The sequence below is a fragment of the Chryseobacterium sp. 22532 genome (assembly GCF_052044665.1).
Classification (GTDB): Bacteria; Bacteroidota; Bacteroidia; order Flavobacteriales; family Weeksellaceae; genus Chryseobacterium; species Chryseobacterium lathyri.
Window position 1 is genome coordinate 580,766 of sequence record NZ_JBQENJ010000004.1, and the last position, 7,859, is coordinate 588,624.

The window sequence follows — 7,859 nt, forward strand, 5'->3', positions numbered from 1 at the left end:
AAAATTATGAATGTTTACAACTTATTTTATAAAGTATTAATAGACATTTCCGTAAATATACAAAAATTAAATGGATTTTTTTATATAATAAGCAATACAATATAGTGATTTATATTTAAAATTTAATTGGCACGGTTTTTATATTATAACTCAAAAAATATGATGAAAATAATTAAAAGAATTGGAGCAGCTGTATTAGTTGGATTATTTGTAGCTTCTTGTGCTCCCAGATTAAAGCCTAATGGAAATCATGGCCTTCCACCGGGACAGGTTAAAAAAGTAACCGGCGCTAAATCAGCAAAGAATTATGCACCAGGTCATTATAAAAAGTAAAAATTCAAAACCTCTCAATTCAATCGGGTGGTTTTTTAATAATTTCATTTCTGTTCATTTTTTGATGTTCATATTTGTCGAAAAAAATTCTGTAAAAATATCAGGTTTAAAAAGTATTGGAGTATTTTATAAATTCAAATATTTGAAATCTCAAAAACAATAAAAATTACTTCCGAGAATGGTTTGCCCGTTATTCAAAAAAACGGCTAAGTTTAGCCGTTTTTTAATCAGTTACTTTCAAACGTTGTATTTGTCCGTCAACAATTTCGAAATGAAATTTTAATATAATTGGACTCCCAGGAAATGTACCTGAACACTCTGCAGATAAGACACTTGAACTGCCATTTTCTTCATAACTGACAGGCGTCATAACCGATTTATAACGCTCGTTGGAATCTGCGATCCAATGCTCTATTTCTTTTCTTCCATTGTGTGTTTTTCCTTCATCAAAAACAACAGCTGTATCAGAAAAACAATTTGCGTAGGCAACGCTATTAAAATCGTTCTGAGCTTTTACTAATTCTGTGATTACTTTTGGTAAATTCATATTTTCTTTTTTTTAAGATTATTAAATTGTTGGTACTGTGCCACCATCGATTACGAATTCAGTTCCTGATAAATAGCCGGCTCTTGGTGATACAAGAAAACTAACTAATTCAGCTACTTCTTTTGGTTCGGCAGGTCTACCGAAAGGTATTCCACCTAATGCATCTATTACACTTTGTTGCGCTTCTTCTACAGTACTGTTTGCGTTTCTTGCAATTTCGCCCAGCCAGGCTTCAGATGCTGTCGTATTGATCCAGCCTGGCGAAACAGTCAGAACTCGAACACCTTTAGGGGTAACTTCGTTTGATAAACTTTTACTATAGTTTCTCAAAGCTGCTTTTGCAGCTGCATAAGGCAAAGTTGAATCGTACAAAGGGAGTTTACCCTGGATGGAAGCGATGTGAATGATAACACCACTTTTCCTATCGATCATTTGTGGTAAAAAACCTCTGTCCAGTCGAACAGGAGCAAGCAAATTAGCTTGTAGGGTTAATTCCCAGTCATCATCTGTTAGTGCAGCAAAACCGCCTGCAGGCGTAGATGATCCCCCAAGGTTATTTACAAGAATATCCAGCCTTCCATAAGTAGACAATACTTCGCTGATTACTTTTTGTGTTCCTTCTGCCTTGCTCAGATCGGAGGCAATAAAATGCAGATTGCTGTTTTCTTTTTCAGGTGCATTTCTAGCAGAAATGATAACTGTTGCGCCAGCTTGTAGCAACCTTTCTGCAATTGCTTTTCCTGCTCCTTTTGTACCTCCTGTTACCAATGCAATCTTGCCTGATAACTCATTGTTGAAATTAAATTGTTCCATTTTTAAGAATTGTTTATAGGACAAAATTGGGGTATAAAAACAGTTTGCACAAGTACGGAATTACGATTCATATAGGGATAAATTATTCCCCTATTGCACTAATCGGAACATACGTTTAATTTTGCAATATGTATGAGAGAAAAATAATACCGAACTTAAATTGCGGTCTTGATCTGATCGGTGAAGTACTTTATGGTAAATGGAAAATACGTTTGCTTTGGTTCATTGATCAGGGACATAAAAGACCAAGTGAATTGCAGCGTAAGATACCGGATGCAACACGACGGGTTTTAAACATTCAGTTAAAGGAATTGGAAGACCACGAATTGGTTACAAAGAAAATTTATCCGGTCGTACCTCCAAAAGTAGAGTATAGTTTAACTGAGTTTGGTAAAAGTTTGATTCCTGTAATAGGTATTTTAGGTCAATGGGCGGATCAACATGAGGATCGGCTAAGAACGTTGATTATAAAAAGAATTCAAGGAGCTGCTGATATAGAAAATTTCAGCTAAATTAATCTCAAAAAACGTTAAAGAAGATAATTATAGAGATTGTCTGTCTGGGTTAAAATACAAAAATCTGATAAAAAGGACAGACCTTCAGATCGTGTTCTTACAAAATGGGCATCACATACAATTTAACATAATATAAATTATAGGACAAATAATAAATAACAGGACAGGAGTATAAACCTCTTCAGATTCTTCTATTTTCAAAACTTTTCTGTCAGACATTCTTTAACGGATTCTGAGAACTCTTCTTTATTCAAAAACTTTTCTTTTTCAATCTAACCCAATAAACTTATTGTCTCTGATGTACATTGTTAGATTTTTATTCTCTATAAACCGTTTAAATTATTTCTGATCTTGAAAAAATAATTACGGCAAGCTCGTGGTCATAACAAGTTCTCCATAATTTTTTCTGTCATAAAGATGCTTATGCTCTGTCAGCTCAACAAAGATTTTTCAACGCTTACCGTCTTGTCTTTGTATTTGCTCCTGAATCATTGAATTTTCTTTATAAACATTCCGCTCACTGTATTTACTGGTTGACTTACTGGCATCAATATATTATGTTAAATTGGATCATAAATACAAAATCTTGTCCCATGGCAATTTCAGTTACTCCAAAAAGCAATACCTTTATTCTAACCAAAAAATAAAATAATATGAAACCTAAAATGATCTGGGCCAATCTTGGAGTGAGCAACCTTGAGCGTACCCAAAAATTCTATACAGAACTCGGATTCAGGCCTAATAATCCTAATTCTTCCAATGAGCTGGTCAGCTTTTTTTTCGGGGAAAATGAGTTGATCATTCATTTTTTCTTAAAAGAAATACTGGAAGCCAATCTAAAAAATGTAAAATTTGGTGACTCTCAGAGCCCCAATGAAATTATATTCACTCTTTCTGCAGAAAGCATAGAACAGACAAATCTGTGGACCCAGGAAGTCGTGAAAGCCGGCGGTACTATCATTTCGGAACCTGAAAGCTTCGGAGACCATTATTATGGTTTTGTCTTCGCAGATCCTGACGGGCATAAATTTAATGTATTTCATATGTAGAATAAATTAAGTTAATATTTCTCACAGATCAGGCAGATGTTGCAGATTTTTATACATTCAATCTGTTTTAATCGTTAAGATCTACAGGAAATATGAAACAATTATTTATCGTTAAACCCTTTTATTTCAATATTAATTACAATTTTCACAAAAAAAACTTGCGTAGTCAAATAACTTCATTTAAATTTGTAGTCAAATAACTACACAATGAATTTAAGAAGAGATGTATTCCAGGCGATAGCCGACCCTACCAGAAGATCTATCCTAATGTTGGTGGCCGCGCAATCTATGACCGCCGGCGCTATCGCTTCCAATTTTGACACTGCAAGACCTACCGTTTCCAAACATCTTCAGATCCTTACCGAATGCGAATTGCTGAGATCTGAACAGAACGGCCGTGAAATTATCTATCACCTAAATCCCAATAAAATGAAAGAAATAGCCGATTTTATAGAACCTTTCCGCCAGATGTGGGACGACAGATTCAATAAGCTGGAAAGTGTAATGAAAGCCTATCAGAAAAAAATAAGTAATGAGTAATGGGCAATGAATAATATTTCCGCTCCTACCCAAAACTCTCCCACTCTAATACTCTAAAACACTCAAAATCATGGAATTAAAAACAAAAATTCACGCCGAAGACGGCAAGCAGGAAATATTCATCATCAGGGAATTTGATCTCCCGGTTGAGCTTCTTTTCAAAGCCTACACCGAACCGGAAATTTTTGAACAATGGATGGGCACCAAAGTCCTTAAAATGGAAAACAAACCGCATGGAGGCTATCAGTTTCAGACTTCCAACCCTCAGGGCGATGTGGTTTTTAGCGCCAACGGAACCATCCATGAGTTTGTTCCCGGCTGCAAGATCACAAGGACTTTCCAGATGGAAAATACGCCCTTCCCTGTTCAGATCGAATTTTTAGAATTTGAAAAACTAGCAGACAGTACCAGCAAAATTACCATTCATACCATTTACAAATCTGTTGATTTCAGAGACCAGATGCTGAAACTGCCTTTTGCACAGGGGCTTAATATGGCTCATAACCGACTTCAGGAATATTTTAGAAGCTAGATACTAGATTTCAGTTACTAAAAAGGTTAAAAATTGATATACTCTCCAACTCTAATACTCACAAACTCCAAACTATCACCACTATGAATCCAAAAGTTGATTTTTTCTTTGACAAGGCCGGACAATGGCAAAAAGAATTTGAAAAATTAAGAACAATTATTCTCGATACAGGATTGGAAGAAGATTTGAAATGGGGCTGTCCCTGCTACACCTACCAAGGCAGAAATATTGTTCTGATCCATGGGTTTAAGGAATACTGTGCCCTACTCTTTTTCAAAGGTTCCTTACTGAGTGACACTCAGAATATCCTGATTCAGCAGACAGAAAATGTACAGGCGGCACGACAGATCCGCTTTACTGACCTTAAAGAAATCACTGATTTGGAAAAAGTAATCAGAACGTATGTGTATGAAGCTGTAGAAATAGAAAAATCCGGTATAAAAGTTCCTATGAAGAAAACCAGGGAGTTTGAAATGCCTGAAGAATTTCAAAATAAACTGGATAAAAGTCCGGAACTCAAAGAAGCTTTTGAAGCCCTTACTCCCGGACGGCAGAGAGCTTACCTGCTCCATTTCTCTTCTGCCAAACAATCTGCAACAAGAGAAGCCAGGATTGAAAAATATATTCCACACATCCTTACAGGAAAAGGCATAAACGATTAACTTCAAAAAAACTATTTATGGAAACACAGAACAAATCTCAAAAAAGAAACAGGATTATCTACTGGATCTTCACGATCTGGATGGCATTGGGGATGGTATCCACAGCCATTGTTCAGCTTATGAAAAATAAGGATGAACTTGCAAACTTCACGAATCTAGGCTACCCTGCCTATCTGATGACCATTATCGGGGTCTGGAAACTCCTGGGCGTTGTTGCTGTACTGATCCCAAAACGTCCGCTGCTTAAAGAGTGGGCTTATGCAGGATTTTTCTTTGTAATGTCCGGAGCACTTATTTCCCATATCATTGTGGGGGATACTTTTGGAAGAACTTTTCCGGCTCTGTTATTGCTGATTTTAGTTATTATTTCATGGTATTTCAGGCCTTCAGACAGAAAAACAGCTGTAATAAATCCTTCTGAGCATGTATAAAATGATCGATAAGAACTAGACAGTTAAAATCAAACATTAAATAAAAAAACTGATATGAGCAAAAAGAAACTGACAGCCGAACAGAGCACAGGGCTTTTAAAGGTATTGAAAACCCGTTTTGAGAAAAATATGAACCGTCATAAAGACCTGAGCTGGGAAAAGATTCAGGAAAAACTGGAAGCAGCCCCGGAAAAACTCTGGTCATTGAACGAAATGGAAGAAACGGAAGGAGAACCCGACGTGGTAGCCTACGACAAAAAAACAGACGAATATATCTTTTTCGACTGTTCTCCGGAAAGCCCGAAACGCAGAAGTTTCTGCTACGATTACCAGGCCTGGGAGGCCCGTAAAGCCAACAAACCTGACAGTAATGCTATTGACAAGGCTTCCGAAATGGGCATCGAATTATTAACAGAAGCACAATATCGCCAGCTTCAGGAACTCGGAAATTTTGATCTGAAAACTTCCAGCTGGATAAAAACTCCGGCAAATATCCGGGAATTGGGAGGAGCCATTTTCGGTGACCGCCGTTACAATACGGTTTTTATATACCATAATGGCGCAGATTCCTATTATGCGGCAAGAGGATTTAGGGGGCTATTAAAGGTTTAAAATATGATAATAAATACTGAGAGGGGGTAATCTGTTCCAATTTATAAAAACAATAAATTCATAATTTACTCTACTCTCTTCTGAATAATCATTCGCTTTCAGATATTTCAAACCGTATTTTTTCTCCATTTTCTAATGGTATTTCTGCTGATATTAAAATGGCTGGCTACCTCGCTGTTACTCAAATTGTTATCCTTTTGATAATCAAGAATCTTTTGTACCGTTTCATTATCATACGAACGGTGTCTCTGATTGAGGGAAATTTTTTTCGCATTATTCCCGAAAATAATAATATTAATTCTAATAATGTCGATGCTGGATAGCTGTTCTTTAGATAATATTGTTTTACATTTTTCCTTTTTTTCGGGGTGCTTTAATTCTATAAGGTCTGAGTATATTCTTTTATAATCCGGCCTTATTCTTTCATGTACTTTTCTATCCATCTATATAACGTAGTTTTAGGAATTTTGTACTCATTTACAATTTGATATTTACTTTTTTTCCCGGTTTTAATGAGCTCTAGAATAAATTCAATAATTTCTTTGGTATAAATATTTTTCCGAAATTCAGGCAGTGATGATTTCTCTTTACCAGAGTCTTCCCCCTTGATTGTTGAGGGCGAAGAGTATAGCATTAAATGATGAGAATAGATTCTAAAGAAATCGTATTCCAATAATTTGCACCATTTTAAAACTAAATCTGTTGAAAGATTCTCCTGTACCAGCATTTCCTCCATCTCATCTTCAGTACATTTAAAAAAGTTGCAGATACGGGGGATCTCTATATCATGTTCTGCAACGCGCTGTTTGATGAGAGCTCCGATATGTATTTCTTTGAAATTCATTGCTTTTCTTTAGTACGAATAGACTAAATTGTTTAGCATTTTAGTCATCATTTGTGTTTATTTATAAATCTGTGTTTTGCTTATATATTTATGACATCTTATATGGCAAATCAGCAATTCCTGTATGAGAACTATAGGTCTCTAAACACGAGCCGGAGAATTATTTCCCATAACTAAAACTGTTTAGGATATATAAGATTACAAAGATATCTTTTCTTCTATGGAAAAAATAGAGCAGCAAACGCGATCACTCATAAGTAACTGATAAACAAAACATAAACAGATGATAAAATTCGGAATTTCATTAATTTTACTAAAAAAGTGATGTAATCAATGTTGTAATAGTTTTTAATCCTTTCTATGAGCATAGCATGGTCTTGATTATGTCTGATCTCAAAATGTTTTCTGGGAAATACAGATTTTATATCAATTTTTTTGTAAATTAGACCATGCAGGATAAGAATGTCAGAATAGTTTGATGGCTATAGAAGTTCTTCCTTCGAAAGTCCGTTTGGCTATGAAAAGTTCCTCGGTTAGTAAAATTTGTTTTAAGAGATTTTTCCATTTCGAGTTAAACAAAAAATATTAAAATTCGGAATTCGAGTATCATTATCAATGCTGATTATTTTTATATAATGATTTTATTATTAGATTTGTTACTAAAGAACACCAATGATGAAGCTTGTAAATTAATACAGTTATAACAACTCAATCATATTAAATTAAACAAAAACATTATGAAAGACAAAAATCCAAAAAAGAAACCTTTTTTTGCATCATTCTTAGAAAAGCAAGTTAAAGATCCTAAAAAAGTGAAAGGAAGTGGGCCAAACTATACCACAAAATATCCATCAGACAACGATGAAGCTGTAAATTAAGACAGTTATAATAACAAATCATCTCCAAGGAAACTTACCACTAAGTTTCCTTTTTTAATAAAATCCGGCCAATGATTCTCTGCATTACCCACTCGAATGATTT

13 protein-coding genes are annotated in these 7,859 nt (G+C 35.1%); 9 read left to right on the plus strand and 4 right to left on the minus strand.

Translation table 11 applies throughout. The features are described from left to right. The first annotated feature begins 159 nt into the window (after positions 1-159). On the plus strand, positions 160-333 hold the full coding sequence (locus ACTJIV_RS14050; protein ID WP_157963351.1) for a hypothetical protein: 174 nt from the start codon (positions 160-162) through the stop codon (positions 331-333). A gap of 223 nt (positions 334-556) precedes the next feature. Here the strand turns inward: ACTJIV_RS14050 and ACTJIV_RS14055 are convergent, their stop codons facing one another. Both ACTJIV_RS14055 and ACTJIV_RS14060 read right to left on the minus strand, forming a co-directional pair. Then, positions 557-880, minus strand: a complete 324-nt coding sequence (locus ACTJIV_RS14055; RefSeq protein WP_223559419.1) for a nuclear transport factor 2 family protein — start codon at positions 878-880, stop codon at positions 557-559. Positions 881-901: 21 nt separating this feature from the next. Beyond that, a complete protein-coding gene (locus tag ACTJIV_RS14060; RefSeq protein ID WP_440628199.1) occupies positions 902-1,693 on the minus strand; it encodes an SDR family oxidoreductase in 792 nt (263 codons plus the stop codon). A gap of 128 nt (positions 1,694-1,821) precedes the next feature. On the opposite strand from ACTJIV_RS14060, the gene ACTJIV_RS14065 reads away from it, so the two are divergent. From ACTJIV_RS14065 to ACTJIV_RS14095, 7 genes are all read left to right on the plus strand, one after another. Further along, positions 1,822-2,205 carry a winged helix-turn-helix transcriptional regulator gene (locus tag ACTJIV_RS14065; protein WP_440628201.1) on the plus strand — a complete coding sequence of 128 codons (384 nt, stop codon included), beginning with the start codon at positions 1,822-1,824 and terminating at the stop codon, positions 2,203-2,205. Positions 2,206-2,861: 656 nt separating this feature from the next. After that, on the plus strand, positions 2,862-3,257 hold the full coding sequence (locus ACTJIV_RS14070) for a VOC family protein (RefSeq protein WP_440628203.1): 396 nt from the start codon (positions 2,862-2,864) through the stop codon (positions 3,255-3,257). A 207-nt stretch (positions 3,258-3,464) separates the two neighbouring features. After that, positions 3,465-3,797 (plus strand): ArsR/SmtB family transcription factor, encoded by a 333-nt coding sequence (locus tag ACTJIV_RS14075; RefSeq protein WP_034725549.1) that lies wholly within the window; start codon positions 3,465-3,467, stop codon positions 3,795-3,797. Between the two features lie 70 nt (positions 3,798-3,867). Beyond that, on the plus strand, positions 3,868-4,329 hold the full coding sequence (locus tag ACTJIV_RS14080) for an SRPBCC family protein (RefSeq protein WP_440628205.1): 462 nt from the start codon (positions 3,868-3,870) through the stop codon (positions 4,327-4,329). Positions 4,330-4,412: 83 nt separating this feature from the next. Beyond that, a complete protein-coding gene (locus ACTJIV_RS14085) occupies positions 4,413-4,991 on the plus strand; it encodes a YdeI/OmpD-associated family protein (protein WP_440628207.1) in 579 nt (192 codons plus the stop codon). A 17-nt stretch (positions 4,992-5,008) separates the two neighbouring features. After that, positions 5,009-5,422: a DoxX family protein gene (locus tag ACTJIV_RS14090; protein ID WP_440628209.1), complete on the plus strand. Its 414-nt coding sequence runs from the start codon at positions 5,009-5,011 to the stop codon at positions 5,420-5,422. Between the two features lie 54 nt (positions 5,423-5,476). Beyond that, the gene (locus ACTJIV_RS14095) at positions 5,477-6,034 is read left to right on the plus strand and encodes a DUF4256 domain-containing protein (protein ID WP_440628211.1); all 558 of its coding nucleotides are present in this window, start codon (positions 5,477-5,479) and stop codon (positions 6,032-6,034) included. Positions 6,035-6,141: 107 nt separating this feature from the next. On the opposite strand, the gene ACTJIV_RS14100 is transcribed toward ACTJIV_RS14095, so the two are convergent. Together ACTJIV_RS14100 and ACTJIV_RS14105 are read right to left on the minus strand one after the other, a co-directional pair. Beyond that, a complete protein-coding gene (locus ACTJIV_RS14100; RefSeq protein WP_111953569.1) occupies positions 6,142-6,477 on the minus strand; it encodes a helix-turn-helix domain-containing protein in 336 nt (111 codons plus the stop codon). Beyond that, positions 6,450-6,878 carry a transposase gene (locus tag ACTJIV_RS14105; protein WP_336379532.1) on the minus strand — a complete coding sequence of 143 codons (429 nt, stop codon included), beginning with the start codon at positions 6,876-6,878 and terminating at the stop codon, positions 6,450-6,452. The genes ACTJIV_RS14100 and ACTJIV_RS14105 overlap by 28 nt, the downstream gene beginning before the upstream one ends. A gap of 737 nt (positions 6,879-7,615) precedes the next feature. On the opposite strand from ACTJIV_RS14105, the gene ACTJIV_RS14110 reads away from it, so the two are divergent. Beyond that, on the plus strand, positions 7,616-7,756 hold the full coding sequence (locus ACTJIV_RS14110; protein WP_111953573.1) for a microviridin/marinostatin family tricyclic proteinase inhibitor: 141 nt from the start codon (positions 7,616-7,618) through the stop codon (positions 7,754-7,756). The last annotated feature ends 103 nt before the right edge of the window (positions 7,757-7,859 follow it).

Excerpts from the sequence above, each read along its gene's own strand:
- ACTJIV_RS14100 (WP_111953569.1), bottom strand. The coding sequence starts at position 6,477 with ATGGATAGAAAAGTACATGAAAGAATAAGGCCGGATTATAAAAGAATA.
- ACTJIV_RS14085 (WP_440628207.1), top strand. The coding sequence starts at position 4,413 with ATGAATCCAAAAGTTGATTTTTTCTTTGACAAGGCCGGACAATGGCAA.
- ACTJIV_RS14050 (WP_157963351.1), top strand. The coding sequence starts at position 160 with ATGATGAAAATAATTAAAAGAATTGGAGCAGCTGTATTAGTTGGATTA.
- ACTJIV_RS14080 (WP_440628205.1), top strand. The coding sequence starts at position 3,868 with ATGGAATTAAAAACAAAAATTCACGCCGAAGACGGCAAGCAGGAAATA.
- ACTJIV_RS14070 (WP_440628203.1), top strand. The coding sequence starts at position 2,862 with ATGAAACCTAAAATGATCTGGGCCAATCTTGGAGTGAGCAACCTTGAG.
- ACTJIV_RS14105 (WP_336379532.1), bottom strand. The coding sequence starts at position 6,878 with ATGAATTTCAAAGAAATACATATCGGAGCTCTCATCAAACAGCGCGTT.
- ACTJIV_RS14110 (WP_111953573.1), top strand. The coding sequence starts at position 7,616 with ATGAAAGACAAAAATCCAAAAAAGAAACCTTTTTTTGCATCATTCTTA.
- ACTJIV_RS14075 (WP_034725549.1), top strand. The coding sequence starts at position 3,465 with ATGAATTTAAGAAGAGATGTATTCCAGGCGATAGCCGACCCTACCAGA.
- ACTJIV_RS14065 (WP_440628201.1), top strand. The coding sequence starts at position 1,822 with ATGTATGAGAGAAAAATAATACCGAACTTAAATTGCGGTCTTGATCTG.
- ACTJIV_RS14060 (WP_440628199.1), bottom strand. The coding sequence starts at position 1,693 with ATGGAACAATTTAATTTCAACAATGAGTTATCAGGCAAGATTGCATTG.
- ACTJIV_RS14055 (WP_223559419.1), bottom strand. The coding sequence starts at position 880 with ATGAATTTACCAAAAGTAATCACAGAATTAGTAAAAGCTCAGAACGAT.
- ACTJIV_RS14095 (WP_440628211.1), top strand. The coding sequence starts at position 5,477 with ATGAGCAAAAAGAAACTGACAGCCGAACAGAGCACAGGGCTTTTAAAG.
- ACTJIV_RS14090 (WP_440628209.1), top strand. The coding sequence starts at position 5,009 with ATGGAAACACAGAACAAATCTCAAAAAAGAAACAGGATTATCTACTGG.